The 18,727-nt window shown below is 72.6% G+C and carries 18 protein-coding genes; 11 read left to right on the plus strand and 7 right to left on the minus strand.

What is annotated here, in order from left to right:
* The first annotated feature begins 180 nt into the window (after positions 1-180).
* The gene (locus tag AB0J40_RS21075; RefSeq protein WP_364455557.1) at positions 181-1,122 is read left to right on the plus strand and encodes a class I SAM-dependent methyltransferase; all 942 of its coding nucleotides are present in this window, start codon (positions 181-183) and stop codon (positions 1,120-1,122) included.
* Here the strand turns inward: AB0J40_RS21075 and AB0J40_RS21080 are convergent.
* Entirely contained in the window at positions 1,112-1,675 is a 564-nt protein-coding gene (locus tag AB0J40_RS21080; protein ID WP_364455560.1) for a helix-turn-helix domain-containing protein, read from the minus strand. The genes AB0J40_RS21075 and AB0J40_RS21080 overlap by 11 nt on opposite strands.
* A gap of 61 nt (positions 1,676-1,736) precedes the next feature.
* On the minus strand, positions 1,737-2,579 hold the full coding sequence (locus tag AB0J40_RS21085; protein ID WP_364455563.1) for an oxidoreductase: 843 nt from the start codon (positions 2,577-2,579) through the stop codon (positions 1,737-1,739).
* Between the two features lie 186 nt (positions 2,580-2,765).
* Here AB0J40_RS21085 and AB0J40_RS21090 point away from each other — a divergent pair, with 186 nt between their 5' ends.
* Positions 2,766-4,226 (plus strand): aldehyde dehydrogenase, encoded by a 1,461-nt coding sequence (locus AB0J40_RS21090; RefSeq protein ID WP_364455566.1) that lies wholly within the window; start codon positions 2,766-2,768, stop codon positions 4,224-4,226.
* On the plus strand, positions 4,223-5,584 hold the full coding sequence (locus AB0J40_RS21095; protein WP_364455569.1) for an MDR family MFS transporter: 1,362 nt from the start codon (positions 4,223-4,225) through the stop codon (positions 5,582-5,584). The genes AB0J40_RS21090 and AB0J40_RS21095 overlap by 4 nt, the downstream gene beginning before the upstream one ends.
* A 50-nt stretch (positions 5,585-5,634) precedes the next feature.
* On the opposite strand, the gene AB0J40_RS21100 is transcribed toward AB0J40_RS21095, so the two are convergent.
* Positions 5,635-6,120, minus strand: a complete 486-nt coding sequence (locus tag AB0J40_RS21100) for a carboxymuconolactone decarboxylase family protein (RefSeq protein WP_364455572.1) — start codon at positions 6,118-6,120, stop codon at positions 5,635-5,637.
* A 108-nt stretch (positions 6,121-6,228) separates the two neighbouring features.
* Here AB0J40_RS21100 and AB0J40_RS21105 point away from each other — a divergent pair, with 108 nt between their 5' ends.
* From AB0J40_RS21105 to AB0J40_RS21120, 4 genes are read left to right on the plus strand one after another with little or no spacing between them, the layout of a single operon-like run.
* A complete protein-coding gene (locus AB0J40_RS21105) occupies positions 6,229-6,660 on the plus strand; it encodes a hypothetical protein (RefSeq protein WP_364455575.1) in 432 nt (143 codons plus the stop codon).
* Complete coding sequence (locus AB0J40_RS21110; protein ID WP_364455578.1) at positions 6,657-7,889, plus strand: divalent metal cation transporter; 1,233 nt, start codon at positions 6,657-6,659, stop codon at positions 7,887-7,889. Before AB0J40_RS21105 ends, AB0J40_RS21110 begins: the two co-directional genes overlap by 4 nt.
* Positions 7,886-8,275, plus strand: a complete 390-nt coding sequence (locus tag AB0J40_RS21115; RefSeq protein ID WP_364455581.1) for a hypothetical protein — start codon at positions 7,886-7,888, stop codon at positions 8,273-8,275. The genes AB0J40_RS21110 and AB0J40_RS21115 overlap by 4 nt, the downstream gene beginning before the upstream one ends.
* The gene (locus AB0J40_RS21120) at positions 8,262-8,588 is read left to right on the plus strand and encodes a hypothetical protein (protein ID WP_364455584.1); all 327 of its coding nucleotides are present in this window, start codon (positions 8,262-8,264) and stop codon (positions 8,586-8,588) included. The genes AB0J40_RS21115 and AB0J40_RS21120 overlap by 14 nt, the downstream gene beginning before the upstream one ends.
* Before the next feature lie 4 nt (positions 8,589-8,592).
* Here AB0J40_RS21120 and AB0J40_RS21125 read toward each other — a convergent pair whose 3' ends face one another.
* Complete coding sequence (locus AB0J40_RS21125) at positions 8,593-9,015, minus strand: VOC family protein (RefSeq protein WP_364455585.1); 423 nt, start codon at positions 9,013-9,015, stop codon at positions 8,593-8,595.
* A gap of 72 nt (positions 9,016-9,087) precedes the next feature.
* Here AB0J40_RS21125 and AB0J40_RS21130 point away from each other — a divergent pair, with 72 nt between their 5' ends.
* Positions 9,088-9,702 (plus strand): TetR/AcrR family transcriptional regulator, encoded by a 615-nt coding sequence (locus AB0J40_RS21130; protein ID WP_364455588.1) that lies wholly within the window; start codon positions 9,088-9,090, stop codon positions 9,700-9,702.
* A gap of 22 nt (positions 9,703-9,724) precedes the next feature.
* Here AB0J40_RS21130 and AB0J40_RS21135 read toward each other — a convergent pair whose 3' ends face one another.
* Positions 9,725-10,318 carry a TetR/AcrR family transcriptional regulator gene (locus AB0J40_RS21135; protein ID WP_364455591.1) on the minus strand — a complete coding sequence of 198 codons (594 nt, stop codon included), beginning with the start codon at positions 10,316-10,318 and terminating at the stop codon, positions 9,725-9,727.
* Positions 10,319-10,425: 107 nt separating this feature from the next.
* Between AB0J40_RS21135 and AB0J40_RS21140 the strand changes: the two genes are divergently transcribed.
* The gene (locus tag AB0J40_RS21140; RefSeq protein WP_364455593.1) at positions 10,426-11,487 is read left to right on the plus strand and encodes an MBL fold metallo-hydrolase; all 1,062 of its coding nucleotides are present in this window, start codon (positions 10,426-10,428) and stop codon (positions 11,485-11,487) included.
* Positions 11,488-11,504: 17 nt separating this feature from the next.
* On the opposite strand, the gene AB0J40_RS21145 is transcribed toward AB0J40_RS21140, so the two are convergent.
* A complete protein-coding gene (locus AB0J40_RS21145) occupies positions 11,505-12,668 on the minus strand; it encodes a TetR/AcrR family transcriptional regulator (RefSeq protein ID WP_364455595.1) in 1,164 nt (387 codons plus the stop codon).
* A gap of 218 nt (positions 12,669-12,886) precedes the next feature.
* On the opposite strand from AB0J40_RS21145, the gene AB0J40_RS21150 reads away from it, so the two are divergent.
* A complete protein-coding gene (locus AB0J40_RS21150; RefSeq protein ID WP_364455598.1) occupies positions 12,887-14,074 on the plus strand; it encodes an oxygenase MpaB family protein in 1,188 nt (395 codons plus the stop codon).
* A gap of 33 nt (positions 14,075-14,107) precedes the next feature.
* Here the strand turns inward: AB0J40_RS21150 and AB0J40_RS21155 are convergent, their stop codons facing one another.
* On the minus strand, positions 14,108-15,316 hold the full coding sequence (locus tag AB0J40_RS21155) for an MFS transporter (protein ID WP_364455601.1): 1,209 nt from the start codon (positions 15,314-15,316) through the stop codon (positions 14,108-14,110).
* Between the two features lie 219 nt (positions 15,317-15,535).
* Here AB0J40_RS21155 and AB0J40_RS21160 point away from each other — a divergent pair, with 219 nt between their 5' ends.
* Complete coding sequence (locus AB0J40_RS21160; RefSeq protein ID WP_364455602.1) at positions 15,536-18,556, plus strand: LamG-like jellyroll fold domain-containing protein; 3,021 nt, start codon at positions 15,536-15,538, stop codon at positions 18,554-18,556.
* Positions 18,557-18,727: the final 171 nt, after the last annotated feature.

An 18,727-nucleotide genomic window follows, 5' to 3' on the forward strand; every position in this document is an offset into this window, starting at 1 on the left:
AACACGCAGGTCGCGCCCCGGATGCCGGCGCGAGGACGAAACGAGGACGGCGTCGGGAACCCTAGGGGCACGGCGAAAGAGGGGGAATGCCGGGGCGACCCGGTGGCGGGCGCGTCGTTGGGGGTCGCGCCCTCCACCGGGCCACCGCCCGGGCAACGGAACCCAGGGCATGATCGCACCATGACCTCCTCTCGCCGGACTTCCTCTCGCCGGACTTCCTCTCGCCGCGACGGCGACACATGGGACCTGGCTTCCAGCGTCGGCGCGACCGCGACCATGGCCGCGATGACCCGCGCGATCGCCACCCGCGCGGACGACGAGCTGATCGACGACCCCTTCGCCGAACCGCTCGTCCGCGCGGTCGGCATCGAGCTGCTCACCCGGCTGGCGACCGGCGAAGAGCCACCCGGCGACCTGGTCGGCCGGGCGGCGATCGACGGCGCCAAGGTGCGCACCCGGTTCTACGACGAGTTCTTCCTCGACGCGGCCGACACCGGCATCACGCAGGCCGTGATCCTGGCTTCGGGACTGGATTCCCGCGCCTACCGGCTGCCCTGGCCGGCCGGGACCGTGGTGTACGAGCTGGATCAGCCCGAGGTCGTCGAGTTCAAGACACGCACGCTGGCCGGGCTGGGCGCCGAACCCACCGCGCGGCGGCGCGTGGTGGCGGCCGACCTGCGCGACGACTGGCCCGCCGCCCTGCGCGCCGCCGGGTTCGACCCGGCGCGGCCGGCGGCGTGGAGCGCCGAGGGCCTGCTCGGCTACCTGCCGCCCGAGGCGCAGGACCGCCTGCTGGACACCATCACCGAGCTGAGCGCGCCGGGCAGCCGCGTGGCCACCGAAAGCCGGCCCAACCCGCGTCCGGGTGAGGAGGACCGGACGAAGCAGAGCCTGAACCGCATTTCGGAGTTGTTCCGGTCGGCGGACTTCGACCCGGACATGGCCAAGCTGCGCTACTTCGGCGAGCGCAACGAAGCGGCGCCCTACCTGGCCGGGCTCGGCTGGGCGGTGACGGGCCGCACGGTTCGCGAGCTGCTCGCGGCGCACGGCCTGCCGCCGCTCGAAGAGGACGACCTGCGCATGGGCGAGGTGCGGTACGTCCGCGGCGAACTCACGAAGTAGCCGCGGCCGCTCGGTCCGCGCCGAACGCCCGCAGGAACGTGTCGACGATGACGTCGGCGGCCTGCGCGTCGCTCAGCTCGGGCAGTTCCCGGGTGGACAGGTGCATCAGCTGGCCGAGCACGTTGCCGGGCCAGCGGGCGGGCAGCCCGGGGCGGAGGAAGCCCTCGTCGGTGGCGCGCTGGAGAAAGCGATCGACCTCGTCGATCGCGCGCAGGCGCCGGGCCCAGATCTCCGGGTCCGAGCGCATGCGGCTGACCTCGGTCGGCCACTTGCGGTTGACCCCGACGATCTCCTCGACGTACCGGTGCAGGGCCACCGGCACCGGCGCCTCGCGGAGGCGGGCGGCTTCGATCGCCGCCTCGATCGCGTCGAGCCGGGCCTGGTACACCGCCGTCAGCAGCTCCTCGCGCCCGGTGAACCGCCGGTAGACGGTCCGGCGGTCCACGCCGGCCTCCGCCGCGATCGCCGCGATGCTCGTGGCCGGGTCTTCGGCGAGCATCCGGGCGCCCGTGGTCAACAGGAGTTCGAGGTTGCGCGCGGCGTCGGCTCTCACGTCCTCAACCTACCCTCCGGTGTCGCTTTCCCCGCCGCAACCGCCACCCGGCTGAGGCCGCTCAGCGGTCCGCCGGCGGGAAGTCGGCCGAGCGGCTCGCCTCGGCCCACCGCTCGGTCTCGGCGGCCCGCTCCTCGCCGGCCTTCAGCGCGGCCACGACGGCGTCGCCACCGAGGATCAGCCGCCGGGGCGGGTCGTCCGAGCCGACCACGTCGACGACGACCTTCGCGCCACGGGCCGGGTCGCCCGGCTGCTTGCCGTCGTGCTCCTCCCGGTAGCGGTGGATGGCGCCGACGGTCTCCTCGTAGTCGGCGCCCACGGTGTGCCGGGTCATCGACGAGCCCTGCCAGTCGGTCCGGAACGCTCCCGGCTCGACGATGATCACCTTCACGCCGAAGGGAGCCGTCTCGCTCGCCAGCACCTCGGAGAAGCCCTCCACCGCGAACTTCGCGGTCTGGTAGGCGCCCATCCCGGGGGTGCCGCCGACGCGGCCGCCGATCGAGGAGAACTGCACGAAGGTCCCGGACCGCTGCGCCCGGAAGACCGGCAGCGCGGCCCGCGTGACGTTCACGACGCCGAAGAGGTTGGTCTCGATCTGCGCGCGGAAGTCGTCCTCGGCCATTTCCTCGATGGGCGCGCCGTTCGCGTAACCGGCGTTGTTCACGACCACGTCGAGGCGCCCGAAGACGTCGACGGCTTCCTTGACGGCACCCGCGGCCGCGCCGGCGTCGGTGACGTCGAGGGCGAACGGCCGGATCCGGTCGCCGTACCGGGCCACCAGGTCCTCCAGCTGCCCGGGCTGCCGCGCGGTGGCGAGAACGGAGTCACCCGCCGCCAGCACCTCCTCGGTGAGGCTTCGGCCGAAACCCCGGGAAGCTCCGGTGATCAACCAGGTCCTGCTCATCGCCTTGCTCCTGTTCACTAAGTGCACCATCGATGTGCCAATTAAAGCACCTAGTGACACAGATTGCGACGCGATGTGACGGCCGCGACAGCGCTCCACATCTCTGTGCACCGCCTCACACATGCGCCACTTACTCGCGCTAATTGCTACATTGATGTGGCAGATCGAGACACCAGGAGGCATCCAGTGATCACCCACGACCAGCTCTTCATCGGCGGCGCGTGGACCGCCCCGAGCAGCACCGAGCTGCTGGACATCGTTTCCCCGCACGACAATTCGGTCATCGGCCGTGCCGCGCAGGCGCTGCCCGCCGACGTCGACCGCGCCGTCGCGGCGGCCCGGACGGCCTTTGACGAAGGTCCGTGGCCGCACACCACCCCCGCGGAGCGGATCGCCGTGCTTCGCCGGCTCGCCGGCCTCCGCGAGAAGCGCGCGGACGAGATCGCCGCGCTCATCTCCGCGGAGAACGGCTCGGCGCTGTGGTTCACCAAGGCCGGTCAACCCGGACTGGCCCGGCAGGCGAACGCCTACCTGAAGGCGGCCGCGGAGTTCGACTGGGAGAAGACCCTCGAACCGTCGGACCCGGCGCTGCCGTTCCGGTCGGTCGTGCGCCGGGAGGCGATCGGCGTGGTCGCCGCGATCATCCCGTGGAACTCGCCGTTCTCCTCGGCCATGGCCAAGATCGTCCCGGCGCTGCTCGCCGGCAACACCGTCGTCCTCAAGGTCTCGCCCGAGAACACGCTGAGCATGAGCCTGCTCGCCGACCTGCTGGCCGAGACGGGGCTGCCCGACGGCGTCATCAGCGTCCTGCCCGCGGACCGCGAAACGAGCGAACACCTCGTCAAGCACCCGGACGTCGACAAGATCGCCTTCACCGGGTCGACCCGCGCCGGGCGCCGCATCGCGTCGCTGGCCGGTGAGCAGCTCAAGCGGGTCAGCCTCGAACTGGGCGGCAAGTCCGCCGCGATCATCCTGCCCGACGCCGACGTCGACGCGGCGGTCCAGGGCCTCAAGTTCGGCTCCCTGCTCAACAACGCCGAATCCTGCATCGCCCAGACCCGCGTCCTCGCGCCGCGCAGCCGCTACGAAGAAGTCGTCGCCGGGCTGAAGGAGCTGATCGAGTCCCTCGGCGTCGGCGACCCGGCCGACGACGCGACCTTCATCGGCCCGATGATCCGCCGCGACCAGCAGCAGCGCGTCCTCGACTACATCCGCGTGGGCCTCGAAGAGGGCGCACGGCTCGTCACCGGCGGCGCGGAAGTCCCGGCGGGGCTGGAAAAGGGCAACTACGTCTCGCCGACGCTGTTCGCCGACGTCGACAACTCCATGCGCATCGCGCGGGAAGAGATCTTCGGCCCGGTCCTGGTCGTCATCGCCTACGACGACGAGGACGACGCCGTCCGCATCGCCAACGACTCCGAATACGGCCTCTCCGGCGGGGTGTGGTCGGCGGACCCGGCGCACGCGCTGGCCGTCGCGCGCCGCGTGCGGACCGGCACCGTCACCGTCAACGGCGCGCCGATCGGCTTCGACGGCCCGTTCGGCGGCTTCAAGGCCAGCGGCCTCGGCCGCGAATACGGCGCCGTCGGCCTCGGCACCTACACCGAGTACCAGACCATCACGATTCCGGAAGCGACCGGCCGATGACCCTCGACGTCCCCGTCAGACCCGCGGCGCGCCCGGCGATGGCGGCACTCGTCCTCGCCGTCCTGCTGGCCGCGCTGGACCAGACCATCGTGTCCACGGCCCTGCCGAAGATCGCCGCCGACCTCGGCGGGTTCCGCGACATCGCCTGGATCACCGCGTCCTACCTGCTCGCCTCGACCGCCGCCACCCCGCTGTGGGGCAAGCTCGGCGACATGCTCGGGCGCAAGCGCCTGTACCTCGCCGCCACGACGGCGTTCCTCGTCGCGTCCGCGCTGTGCGGGCTGGCCCAGGACCTCCCCCAGCTGATCGCCGCCCGCGCCGTCCAGGGACTGGCGGGCGGCGGGATGATCGTCCTTACGTTCGCGCTCGTCGGCGACATCGTCGAGCCGGCCGAACGCGGGCGCCACCAGGGCCGGTTCGGCTCGGTGTACGGCGTCGCCAGCATCGCCGGCCCGCTGCTCGGCGGGCTGTTCACCGACCACCTGTCGTGGCGGTGGGCCTTCCTGGTCAACGTGCCGGTCGGGCTGGTCGCGCTCGTCCTCGCGGCACGCGCCCTGCCGGCCCCGGTCCGCGGGCCGGCGGCACGCATCGACTACGCCGGCGCGCTGCTCCTGGCCGGCGCGGCCACCGCACTGGTGCTGATCACCTCGTTCGGGCCGCGCTGGGGCTGGACGTCCCCGGGCACGCTCGGGCTCGCGGCCGCGGCGCTCGTGCTGGCCGTCCTGGTGATCCCGGTCGAACGCCGGGCCGCGGCGCCGGTGCTGCCGCTGTCGATGTTCGCCTCCCGCACGGTCGTCATCGCCTCGCTCGTCGGGTTCATCGCCAACGTCGCGATGTTCGGCGTGCTGGTTTACCTGCCGACGTACCTGCAGGTGGCCGACGGGGTGTCGGCCACGCTGTCCGGCGTGCACATGCTGCCGCTGGTGATCGGGCTGGTGGTCAGCCAGTCGCTGGCCGGCCGCTGGGTCGCGAACCCGGCGCGGCTGCGGGTGGTCCTGGTGTCCGGCATGGCGCTGAACGTCGCCGGGCTCCTGCTGCTGAGCACGCTGGCCCCGGGCACGGCCCAGGCGGCGCTGGTCGCCTACTTCCTCGTCGCGGGCATCGGCATCGGCATGGTCCCGATGGTGGCGCTGACGGCGGCGCAGAACGCGGTGCCGCCGGCCGACATCGGCGCGGCGAGCGCGGTGGTCACGTTCGCCCGCTCGATCGGCGCCGCGTTCGGGGTGGCGGTGTTCGGCACATTGCTCGGCGAGGACGTCGCGCACACGATCGGCGGGGCCTTCCTCGCGATCACCCCGGTCGTCGTGCTCGGGACCGTCCTCGCCGGGCTGCTGAAGCGTCCACAAGCGACAGCCTGAGCCGGCCACCGGACGAGGCGCCCCTTGCCACGGGGCGCCTCTCCGGCGTTTCAGTCGCGCATCTCCGCGAACATCCCGGCCTCGTAGGAACCGCCCTGCTGGTGCACGATCACCGCGAGCCGGTTGGCGGCGTTGATCAGGGCCACCAGCGCGACGAGCGCGGCGATCTGCTCGTCGTCGTAGTGCTTGCGCACGTCGGCCCACGTGTCGTCGGAGACGCCCGTGGCCGCGTCGGCGAGGCGGGTGCCCTCCTCGGCCAGTGCCAGCGCGGCGCGCTCGGCCTCCGTGAACACCGTCGCCTCCCGCCAGGCCGCGACGAGGTGCAGCCGGACGGCCGTCTCCCCGGCGGCCGCGGCCTCCTTGGTGTGCATGTCGATGCACCAGCCGCAGCCGTTGATCTGGCTGGCCCGCAGGCTCACCAGCTCCTGCGTGGACTTCGGCAGCGGCGACCGCGCGACCACCTGGCCGAGGTTCGCGAACCGCTTGCCGAGCCGGGCGCCGGTCTCGGTGGTGAACAGGTCGATGCGGGGTTCCATGGCTTCGTCCTCACTCGTGTCGTGGCGGGTGAACGACCTCAAGACACCGGGTGCGCCGGCCCTGTGACAGCCACGTTTCGACGGCCGGTTCCCGGGTATTCCGGCCGGGTGCGGACGTCCACCAGCTCGCGTCGTCAGGCGGCCGGGGTCGCGTTGGCCGTGCTCGCCGTGTTCTGCGCGGCGGGCTGCGGCACCTATCCCCAGGCGGAAACCGTGCACGCCGGCCGGGAGATCCGCGGCCAGCTCGAGCTCCTCCGCCTCGTCGTCACCGCCGACCGCGACTCGGTGCCGCCCGTGCCCAGCCTGTCCATCACCGTCCGGGACGCCGCCGACGAGCTCGGGGCCGCGGGCAAGGACGTCGGCCGGCTGACCGACGACCGCGCCCGCGCGGCGCTGGCGTCCATCACCGACCGCGCCGTCGGGCTGGCCCACCAGCTCGACGACGGCCTCGGTGACGGCAACGACGACGGCCTCGACCGGATCGACGCCCAGCTGCAGGGACTCGTGCGCGAGCTCGCCCAGTGGGGCGTGACGTCGTGAGCAAGAAGTTCCTCGCCATCACCCTCGGCATCCTCACCGCGGTCGGCGGCTTCGTCGACATCGGCGACCTGGTCGAGAGCGGGGTCGTCGGCGCCCGCTACGGGATGGCGCTGGTCTGGGTGACCGCGCTGGGCGTGCTCGGGATCTGCTTGTACGCCGACATGTCCGGGCGGATCGTCGCCGTCTCCGGGCGTCCGGTGTTCGACCTGATCCGCGAGCGCCTCGGCCCGCGGATGGCCCTGCTCAACCTCGTCGGCTCGTTCCTGATCACGCTGCTGACCGTGAGCGCGGAGATCGGCGGCGTCGCACTCGCCATCGAGCTCGCGTCCGGAGTGGACCGGCTGATCTGGGTGCTCCCGATCGGCGTGCTGGTATGGCTGGTGGTCTGGAAAGTCGGGTTCGAGAAGATGGAAACCGGCTTCGGGATCGGTGGTCTCGCGATCGCCGTGTTCGCCGTCGCGGTCTTCTTCCTGCACCCCGACTGGTCTTCGCTCGGCGCGCAGATCGCCGGGATCGCCCCGCCGCCGGACCAGGCGCTGCCGACCTACGCCTACCACGCGGTCGCGCTGTTCGCGTCGGCGATGACGCCGTACGAGGTGTTCTTCTTCTCCTCCGGCGGTGTCGAGGAAGGCTGGACGGTCAAGGACCTGCCGGTGCAGCGCGCCAATGTCCTGCTCGGCTTCCCCCTCGGCGGCCTGCTCGCGCTCGGCGTGATGGCCTGCGCCGCCGTGGTCCTGTTCCCGGCGGGCGTCGACGTCAGCCAGCTGAGCCAGATCGTGCTGCCGGTGACGCTCGCGCTGGGCACCGCGGGCCTGGTGATCGTCCTGATCGGGATCTTCGCCGCCACCTTCGGCGCGGCGCTGGAGACCGGGCTGTCGTCGGGGTACATGCTCGCGCAGTACTTCGGCTGGGAGTGGGGCAAGCGCCGCCGTCCCCGCGACGCCGCCCGGTTCCACGTCGCCGTGGCCGGCGGCCTGCTGCTCGCGGTGATCGTGGTCCAGACCGGGATCGACCCGGTGGGGCTGACCGAGATCTCGCTGATCTTCTCCGCGGTCGCCCTGCCGTTGACCTACCTGCCGGTGCTGATCGTCGCCAACGACCGCGAATACCTCGGCGAGCACGCGAACAAGCGCTTCAGCAACGTCGTCGGCTTCGCCATGCTCGTCGTCATCGCCGTCGCGGCGGTCGTGGCGATCCCCCTGATGATCTTCACCGGAGCCGGCCAATGAACCCCTGGGACGAGGTCCACCCGATCGACCTGAGCGATGCCCTGCTCGACCGCCAGATCCTCGGCGAGGACGGCACCGTCGTCGGCAAGGTCGACGACCTCGACCTGCGCGCCGAAGGGGACACCTACGTCGTCGACGCGCTCCTCGTCGGTCCGGACGCGCTCGCCGACCGCATAAACGGCCCGATCGGGAAGCTGCTGCGGCGGATCGGGCGCGGCTTCCGCACCGGGGCACCGCAGCGGATCCCGATGAACGCCATCCGCCGCGCCGAGCCGGCAATCGTCGTGACCACCGCCGTCGCGCACGCCACGCGGAGCCCCTCCCAGGAGTGGCTGCGCCGCAAGGTGATCGACCGGATCCCGGGAGCCGGCCGTGCGAGCCGGTGAGCTGCTCGGCCGGCCCGTCCGCGACGGCACCGGCCGCAGGATCGGGGCGATCCGGGAAATCCGGACCATGGCGACCCCCGGCGCCGACGGGATCCCGCAGTTGGTGGTGCGCGGGCTGGTCGTCGGCCGCACCCGGGTCCGCCTCTTCGGCTACCAGCGCCACGACCAGCGCGGCCCGGTACCGCTCGTCGCGCTCGTGCGGTGGCTGCACCGGCACAGCCGGTACGTCGAGTGGGCCGACGTCGACCTGTCGGGCCCGGAAGTCCGGGTGCGGCGGCCGTACGCGGAGCTGGCACCGCTCACGCGCGGCTGAGGGGCTACGGCCGGGCCGGCTGGATCAGCTCGATCAGGTTGCCCTCGGGGTCTTTGACGTACCCGTACCTCGCGCCCGGCTGGACGGCGTCGGCGGGCGGCCACACCGCCTGCGCGCCCGCGCCCGTCAGCCGGGCGTAGGCGGCGTCGAGGTCGTCGACTTCGAGGGCCCAATGGCCGTACCCCTGGGCGCGCAGGACGTCCATCGGGTCCGCGAACGTTTCCGCGCGCCGCGAGCCCGCGCGTTCGATCAGCTCGAGCCGGGTACCGCCGCCGGTCCGCACGACGGCCGTGCGGACTCCGGCGTCGGGCACCTCGAACTGCTCGATCACTTCGGTGAAGCCGAGCGCGTCGGCGTACCAGCGCCGCTGCGCGTCGAGGTCGGCGACCGAGACGCTGACGTGGTGGAAGCGGAAGGGAAAGGACATGGCGGCTCCTCTATGGTCTGGCCGCCAATGTAGGCACTGCCCATATTGTTGTCAATGACCACATTGTGGGCAGTGACTACACTGCGGGCCATGGACAAGGCCGCGCCGTACCACCACGGCAACCTGCGATCCGAGCTGCTCGACCTCGCCGAGCGGACGGTGGAGCGAAACGGGGTCGCGGGCTTGTCGCTGCGCGGCCTCGCCCGCGAGCTCGGCGTCAGCCACAACGCGCCCCACCAGCACTTCGCCGACAAGCAGGCCCTGCTCGACGCGCTCGCCGTGCGCGGCTTGCGGCGCCTCGGTGACGAACTCGACAAGGGCCTCGGCCGGGCGCGGGGCGGTTTCGAGGAGCGGCTGACCGCGTTCGCGCGGGTCTACGTCGGGTTCGCGACGCGGTACCCGGCACTGCTGGCCCTGGTGTTCGCGCACAAGGACGATCCGGCGCGGCCGGAGCTGCGCGAGGCGAACGAGCGGGCGTTCGCGGCACCGGTGGCGCTCATCGAGGGAGCCGCGGAGTGCGGCGAGATCGTCGCCGACGAACCCGACCGGGTGGCGATGGCGGTGCTCGCGGTGCTGCAGGGCCTCGCCGCGATCATCACCGGCGGCCTGATCGGCGACCGGTCCCCGGACACCGTGGTGACCGGGACGGTGCACAGCCTCGTGCAGGGCCTGCGGCCGCGCGGTTAGTCCACTGTGGACCTCCGCTCGGCTACCCGGCGGTCACCGCGCCGAGGACGAAGTCGACCAGCTCGCCCGCGTAGTCGGTCAACCCGGCGGCTACCCGGGGCCGCAGGTGGGCCGGCGTCGCCAGCGCGTGGTTGAGGCAGCCGCCGACGATCGCGTCCAGCAGGAGCGTCACGCTCGTTTCGCCGTGCAGCTCGCCGCGGGCGATGCCGCGGCGGACGATCGCGCGCGCCGCCAGGACCTGGGACTGCCTCAGCCGGGCCACTCTTTCCGCCACACCGGGAATCCGGTCGGCCTCCAGCAGCAGCCTCGTCGTCGCCCGGCCCGACTCGCCGAAGAACGCCGTCAACATCTGCTCGGCGAGGCGGACCAGATCCTCGCGCACCGAGCCGGTGTCGATGTCCGCGACCGGCGTCACCCGCGCTTCGAGGCAGCTGGCCAGCAGCTCCTTCTTGTTGGGCCAGCGCAGGTAGATCGACGCCTTGCCCACGCCGGCGCGCCGGGCCACGGAGTCGACCGTGAACCGGCCCCAGCCGTCCTCGCCGAAGACCTCCGCGGCCGCGCTCAGCACCCGGCGGTCGACCTCGGGGTCGCGGGGCCGCCCGGCCTCGCCCGCCATGCGCCTCACCCCCCGTGATCGGGGTCATTGCCGACCGGAATCCGCCCACTATAGAGTCGGACCATTACTGGACGCACCTTGTTCAGTATCTCGCGGAAGGTGCACACATGCCGGGAATCGAGGTGCTCGGCACCGAGCAGCAGGCGGCGTGGCGGGCCCGGCGGCGGCCGCCGGTCGAAAAGCTGCCGGGCGGGCTGTGGTCGGTGCCGGTGCCGATCCCGGACAACCCGCTGCGCTACACGCTCTCCTACCTCGTCCCCGCCGACGAAGGGCTGGTCGTCGTCGACCCCGGCTGGGACACCGACGAGGGCTGGACGGCCCTGCTCGACGGCCTCGCCACCGCGGGCGCGTCGCCCTCGGACGTGGCCGGGATCGTCACCACGCACGTCCACCCCGACCACCACGGCCTGTCCGCCCGGCTGCGCGCCGAGTCCGGCGCGTGGATCGGCATGCACCCGGCCGAACGCGACACGCTCCCCCAGCGCCGCCGCGACGAGCACGGCGACACCCGCGCAGAGATCACGACGTGGCTGCGCGGCTGCGGCGCCCCGGAAGCGGAGATCGCCGGCCTCCTCGGCGATCTCGAAGCCGCCCCGCGCCCGGCGGCCGAGCTGCCCGACCCCGACGTCCTGCTGGAGGACGGCGACCTCGTTCCGGTGCGCGGCCGCCGGCTGCGTGCCGTGTGGACGCCCGGGCACACCCCCGGGCACCTGTGCCTGCAGGAGCCGGACGCGCAGCTGCTGCTCACCGGCGACCACGTACTGCCCCGGATCACCCCGGCGATCGGCTCGTGGCCGGGCGCCGCGGAGCCGCCACTGGGGCAGTTCCTCCGCTCGCTGGACCGGACGGCGACGTTCGACGACCACGACGCGCTCCCCGCGCACGAATACCGCTTCCGCGGCCTCGCCCGGCGCAGCGAACTGCTGCGCGAGCACCACGACCAGCGGTGCGCGGAGATCGTCGCGGTCGTCGGCGAGCTCGGGCGGCCGACGCCGTGGGAGATCGCGACGCGGCTGACGTGGTCACGTCCGTGGCCGGAGATCGGCTTCATGCGGCTGTCGGCGGTGGCCGAGACCGTCGCCCACATCGAGTACCTGGCCGGGCAGGGCCGCCTCGCCTGGCCCGGTTACGGCCCCACGCCGGCGCGAGTCACCACGCCCACCCGCTGACCGGCCTCGCTGCCCCGTCACAGGTCCAGGGCACTCATCAGCAGCGCGGCGACGGCCGCCCGGTGCTCGGCGCTGTCCTGCCACCGCAGCCGCCGCCCGGTTTCCACGACGACGCCGAAGCCGGCGTGCACCAGCACCCGGGCCTGGCGCGTGTCGAGGTCCGGCCGGGCCCGCCGAAGATGCTCTTCCCACACCGCGATGTGCTCGCGCTGCGCGGCGACCAGCGGACGGCGCAGGCCGGCGGGCAGGCCGGCGACCTCGGCGTTGGCCACGCTGTTGAGGGCGCTGTGCTCGAAGCTGTACGCCACGTACGTCGCGGTGAGGACGGTCAGGGCCGCGAAGGGATCGGTCACCCCGCGCAGGTTGTGTTCGACCGCATGGGCCAGCAGGTCCGCGGCCTGCAGGCACGCCGCCGCCAGGATGTCGGCCTTGCCGGGGAAGTACCGGTACAGCCCGGACGGCACCAGCCCCACGGCCTCGGCGATCATGCCGTTGGTGACGGCGGCGAACCCGTCCCGTTCGAACAGCGGGATGGCGGCCGCGAGGATTTCCGACCGCCGCGTGCGCGGCACCGGCCGGGCGGGCAGTTCGACGAGGCCCGCGTCCGCGGCCACCGCCGTCGGATCGGTCGCGACCACGCGCAGCGCGGACGCCCGCAGCAGGTCTTCGACGCGACGGCGGCCGATCGTGTTGTGGTGCATGGTGATCGACCCGATCGCGCCCAGGGCGGCCACGGCACGCAGGTGCTCGCCGGGCAGCGGGTATTCCTGCCGCGCGAGGTCCGCCACCCGCCCGACGACGTGCGCGAACTTCGCCTTCAGCAGCCGCCGGTCGTCGCGGTCGAGGTAGCGGGCTTCCCACCGGTACACGCCACCGGCCGCCCGGTGGGCGACGGTGACCCGGGTGACGGCGGCGAGCACGTCCGCCAGGGCCGCGTCCGGCGGCACCTCGTCGAGTGCCGCGACGAGCCGGTCGGCCATGACGTTCGCGCACTCGGCGAAGAGCGCGTACTTGTTCGGGAAGTGCCGGTACAGCGCGGCCGCGGTGATCCCGACCCGGGCCGCGATCTCCTCCATGGACGCCGCGTGGTACCCGCGTTCGCTGAAGACCGTGGCACCCGCTTCGACGATGAGCTGCTTGCGGTTGCGCGGCCGGACGGCCGCGGCCGGCTCGGCGGTCACCGCGGCCACCAGGCGGGGTGGAGCGCGAGCGGGGCCATGCGTGCCAGTCAACCACGACGAGCGCCGAACGCCCTGCGCACGCCCTCTTGCCGACCGGCGACCCGGGTCGTTATGTTAATGGAGAATCTCTGCTTGTACGTGCGCGGCTCATGAATGATCCTTCCCGTCGGGTCCCGGCTCGACGCGGTGGGTGCCTACCAAGGAAGCTAGGTAAGTTAATGAGCAATCTCAGCAGGAGGAACGTCCTTTCACTCGGCGTCGCGCTGGGCTTGGCGAGCGTCGTCCCGGCCTGGCCGGCGGCGGGTGCCGCCATCACGGCGGGCACCGACCCGTGGTGGGTCTGGGACGACGAAGTCGACCGCCTGATGGCCGGCATCCTCGACACCGGCGGGGTGCCCGCGCTCAACACGGCGCTGCGGCCGTGGGTGAACAACGACGACCCGCTGCCGGCCGGCCTGCCCACCGACCTCGCGAGCCACCTCCAGCGGGCCAACCGCCTGCCGTCGTGGGCCGACCCCGCCAAGCTGCGCCGCGCCGCGGACTTCAACCGGCGCAAGGACACCTACCTGTTCATGCTCTACGGCCTCGGCAGCGGCATCATGAGCACGGTCATCCCGCGGGAGGCCAAGTCGGTCTACTGGTCCGCCGGCGGGGCGAACATGCAGGACCGCGCGGCCAAGACGTTCACCTTCGGCTACGACCTGAGCGACCTCGACGCGTTCGAGCCCACCGGCCAGTTCGTGGTCACGGCCAACAAGACGCGCCTGGTGCACGCCGCCGTGCGCCACCTGCTGCCGCAGTCGCCGCACTGGCGCGCGGTCGCCGACGAGCAGATCCCGATCAGCAACGGCGACATCCTGGTGACCTTCCACAGCCTCGGCACCTACGTGCACCGGAAGCTGCTCGAATGGCGCGTCCCGATGTCGGCCGCCGACGAAGAGGCCTTCCTGCACCAGTGGCAGGTCGCGATCCACCTGCTCGGCGTGCGCGACGAGTTCATCCCCAAGACGTGGGCCGAGGCCGACGCGCAGTCGACGCGAGTGCTCACGCCGCTGCTCTCCCCCACGACCGAGGGCAAGGAGCTGGCCGCGGACCTGCTCGGGCTGACCGCGCAGATCGACCTGGGCGTCACGCGCGGGTTCCTCGACGAGTTCGTGCGGTACGTGCTCAGCGACGCGGTCGGCGACTGGCTCGGGCTGCCCCGCGACTACGCGGCGGCCACGCTGGTCCGCACCGGGTGGCCGGCCTACATCGCCTTCCGCGAGGGGCTGCTGCCGATCGCCCCCGCCGGGTTCTACCTGTTCGACCAGTTCATCCGCGCGATCGCGATGCTGTTCCTCAACAAGGTTTCCTCGCCGACGACCACGCCCATCACGATCCCGACCGGCAACCGGCCCGGCGCCTGACGCGGGCGCTCCGGGGATCGGCGCCCGGGGGCGTCACGCCCGGGATCGGCCGGCGGGGCCCGCCCGGCGCGGAATCCACCGCCACAACGCCCCGGCGGCCAGGAAACCCACCACGCCGCCGGCCACGATCCCCGCGCCGAGGCCGGCCAGCGCGGTCACCGCGGACAGGATCAGCGGCCCCACGCCGGTGCCGATGTCCGCGAGCTCGTTCCAGATCCCGAGGTGGGTCGGCCTGCCGACGGCCGGGGACACGTCGGCGCCGAGCGTCATCACGATGCCCGAGCCGATGCCGTTGCCGAAGCCCATCACCATGGCCGCGACCGTCAGCAGGACCGCGCCGTCGGTGAGCGGCACGAGGAGGAAGGACGCGCCGAGCACGAGGGTCGAGGGCACGGCCACCCAGCGACGGCCGTGGCGGTCCATGACCTTGCCTGCCGGGTAGAAGGTCAGCGCGTCGATCGCGCCGGCGACGCCGTAGATGATCGAACTGGTCGTCGGCGACAGCCCGATGTGCGCCGCCCACAGGGGAACGACGGTCTGGCGGGTCTGCCGGATCGCCGACAGCAGCAGGACGCCGACGCCGAGGGTCGCGTACACCCGCCACTGCCGCCCCAGCATCTTCCGCGTCGTGACGGCGGAGGCGGCGGCCCGGTCGTCGGCGGTGACCGCCAGGTCGGGCACGCGCAGCACCAGCGCGGCCGCGGCGACGATCGCGGCCAGGCTCACGTAGTAGGCGCCCGGCAGCCCGGCGGCCCGCATCGCCGCGGCCCCGGCGAACGGCCCCAGGAAGACGCCGATCCGCATGCTGCCGCCCAGCGTCGACAGCGCCCGGGCACGCAGGTGCGGCGGGACGATTTCGGTCAGGTACGACTGGCGGGCCAGGCCGTAGACGGCGCTCGCCGCGCCGATCAGCACGACGCCGCAGCCGTAGAGCAGCAGCGACCACGGCCCGCGGCCCAGGTCGACCAGGCAGGTCACGACGCCGGCGACCATCACGCCCGCGGCCAGCAGCATCGACCGGCGCTCCCCGATCCGCGTCGCGAGCACCCCAGCGGGGATGTTGGCGGCCAGCGACCCGACGCCGAGCATCGCGGCGATCAGCGCGGCCGTCGAAGTGCTCGCGCCGCGATCGATCGCGCTGAGCGCGATGACCGGCAGCACGGCTCCTTCGGACAGCCCGAAGAGGGCGGCCGGCCCGTACGCCGCCGCGGCGACCGAGCGCAGGCGGAAGTTCTCGACCATCTCGGGGCCATCATGCGCGGCCGACGGGACGGCCGACGCCGGGAGTGATCATTGTCGCGTCCCGGAATCGCACGCCGGCCCGGCATTCCGGACTTACCGGTGGGATCGGGCGGTCTTGTCCGGCCTTGTCCCCGCGGCGGGTGTTCCTTTTTGCGCTGTCCTGAGCGATAGTGGTCGAGCCTGTGTTTTACAACGTTGTAAATCTCTCGCGGAGGCGTGATGCGACGGTCCTGGAGACGCACCCGAGGCGTGGTCACCTGGCTGGCCACGGCCGTTCTGCTCGGCTTCCCCGGTGTCGCGACCGCGGCCGGGAACGCCCCCGCGCCGGCGGGCGGGACGCACTTCCTCGACCACGCCGCCGCCCTCGCCGGCTACGCCGATCCCGCCTGGTACGAAGCCAACATCCCGTTCGTCGACCTGCCGGACGCCACCATGCAGAGCGTCTACTACTACCGGTGGCGCGTCTGGAAGGAGCACCTGCGCTACACCGATCCGGCCAACGGCTGGATCTCGACGGAGTTCCTCGACTGCTGCGGCTACGCGGCGCCCTACCAGGCGATCAACGCCGCCGCCGGGCACCAGCTGACCGAGGGGCGCTGGCTGCGCGACCCCGGCTACGCCCAGGACTACCTCCGGTTCTGGCTCACCGGCCCCGGCGCCGGCCCCAAGCCGGCCACCGACGACGTCAACGCCGACACCACCGACTGGGCGCACGAGTACAGCGTCTGGCTCGCCACCTCCGCCTACGGCCAGGCCCAGGTGACCGGCGACTTCGCGCCGTTGCGCGAACTGCTGCCCGCCCTCGTGCGCCAGTACCGCGGCTGGGACAAGCAGTTCAACGCCGAGCTCGGTCTCTACTGGTCGGTTCCGGTCTGGGATGCCATGGAATTCTCGGCCTCCTCCTACGAGTCGCCCGAGCCCTACCACGGCGGCGCCGGGTACCGCCCGACGCTGAACTCCTACCAGTACGGCGACGCCGTCGCGATCAGCCGCATCGCGGACTCCGTCGGCGACCACCGGCTCGCCACCGAATACGCCGAGCGCGCCGCCGGGCTCAAAGCGTCGCTGCAGAAGTGGTTGTGGGACCCGGCCCGCGGCTTCTACTACGCGATGCCCCGCGACGACAACCCGGCACACCGGCTGTCCGGCAGCCGCGAGCAGATCGGGTTCGTGCCGTGGATGTTCGGCGCCGCCGGCACCTCGAACGCCGGGGCGTGGTCGCAGCTGCTCGACCCGAACGGCTTCGCGAGCGCCTACGGCCCGACCACGGCGGAGCGCCGCAGCCCGTTCTTCATGAAGGACGCGGGCAGCTGCTGCCGCTGGGACGGCCCGAGCTGGCCCTTCGCGACTTCGCAGACCTTGACCGGCATGGCGAACCTCCTGGACGACTACCCGGCCCAGTCCGTCACGTCCAAAGAGGACTACGCGGCGGCGCTGGCCACCTACGCCCGGACCCAGACCAAGAACGGCAAGCCGTACGTCGCCGAGGCCCACGACCCGGACCGGGATTCCTGGATCTACGACGGGCAGAACCACAGCGAGGACTACAACCACTCGACCTACACCGACCTCGTCCTTTCCGGACTGCTCGGCCTCCGCCCGCAGTCCGGGACCACTTTGGACGTGCGGCCGCTGACCCCGTCCACCTGGGACCACTTCGCCGCCGAGAACGTGCCGTACCACGGACACGACGTGACGGTGCTGTGGGACCGCGACGGCCGGCACTACGGGCAGGGCGCCGGGATGCGGCTCTACGTCGACGGCCGGCTCGTCCAGCACTCGGCGACGCTGCGGAACACCACCATCGACGTCGGCCCGACCCTGCCCCCCCGATCCGACGACCTGGTGAACGACGCCGCGAACCCGCTGCGCACCGGCTACCCGCGGCCGATCACGTCCTACACGTGGACGTACGACAACGCGTGGAACGCCCTCGACGGCAAGGTCTGGTACAACGAGGTGCCGGAGAACACGCGGTGGACCAACTACGCGTCGCCGAACGCGAACGACTTCTACGGCGTCGATTTCGGGGTCCCCACCCCGGTTTCCGACATCCGGTGGCACGGTTACGACGACGGCGGCGGGGTCAGGCCGGCCGCGGCCTACCGCCTGGAGTACTGGACGGGCTCGGCCTGGCAGGAGGTTCCCGGCCAGGTCCGCGCGCCGGCGGCACCGGTCGGCAACGGCGTCAACCGCATCACCTTCCCCACCTTGACGACGAGCAAGGTCCGGCTCGTGTTCACCAATCCCCCGGGCGCGTTCGTCGGCGTGACCGAGTTCCAGTCCTGGGCGCCGTCGAGCCCGGACGCCCGGATCACCGTCGGGCCCGGCACCGGGGTCGTCACGGTCAAGGGGAACACGCCGGTGACCGTGACGGTGCGGAACACGACGCGGAGCCCGCTCGTCGCCCCGCGCGTGGCGGTCGCCGTGCCGGCCGGCTGGTCGGCCGTCCCGGCCGGGCAGTCCGCCGCGGCGATCCCGCCCGGCGGGTCCCGGACGTGGACGTACACGCTGACGGCCCCGGCGGACGCCGAGCCGGGCAGCGCGGCGACGCTGACCGCGACCGCGTCCTACCGCGGTGGCGCCGGCTGGTCGGCCACGCACCAGCGGCAGAACCTCCAAGTCGCCCACGCGGCGGGGCAACACGACCCGGTCGGCGCGTGGACGTTCGACGAAGGCACCGGCACGACCGCCCACGACACGGCCGGCGCCCACGACGCGACCTTGACCGGCTCGTGGGTCCCCGGCGTGACCGGCAACGCGGTGCAGTTCGACGGCTCCGGCCAGTACGGGCAGACCGGCGGGCCGGTGCTGGACACCACGGGCAACTACTCGGTCGGCGCGTGGGTCCGGCTGGACCGCACGGGTTCCTGGGCGACGGCGGTCAGCCAGGACGGTGCCCCGAGCAGCGGGTTCTACCTGCAGTACTCCGCCGCCGACGACCGCCTGGCGTTCTCGACCAGCTCCGGGCGGGCGTTGTCGGACGTGGCGCCGCAAACCGGGCGCTGGTACCACCTGGTCGGGGTCCACGACGCCGACGCCGGCACGTACGTGCTGTACGTCGACGGGGTGGCGCAGGCCAAGACGTGGACGCAGCAGGCCGGCGACGCCGCGCCCGGGCCGCTCGCGATCGGGCGCGCGGTTTCCGGTGGCCGGTACAGCGATTTCTGGCCCGGCAGCGTCGATGACGTGGTGGTTTGGAATCGAGTGCTGACTTCCGCCGAGGTCGCGGGGAGGTAGGCCGCCTCGCCGCCGGGTGGTGCTCCTGCCGCGGGAGCACCACCCGGTGCGTTCCCGGCCGCGACCGCGAGAGGCGGGTCACACGCGGCATCTGTGTCCACTGTGGACTTTCCTACGCCGCCACGTCCACGGCTCGGCGACCGTCCGCCCGGGAACCCGCGGAAGGGACTT

Source organism: Amycolatopsis sp. NPDC049691, from assembly GCF_040675005.1.
In the GTDB taxonomy this organism is placed as follows: Bacteria; Actinomycetota; Actinomycetes; order Mycobacteriales; family Pseudonocardiaceae; genus Amycolatopsis.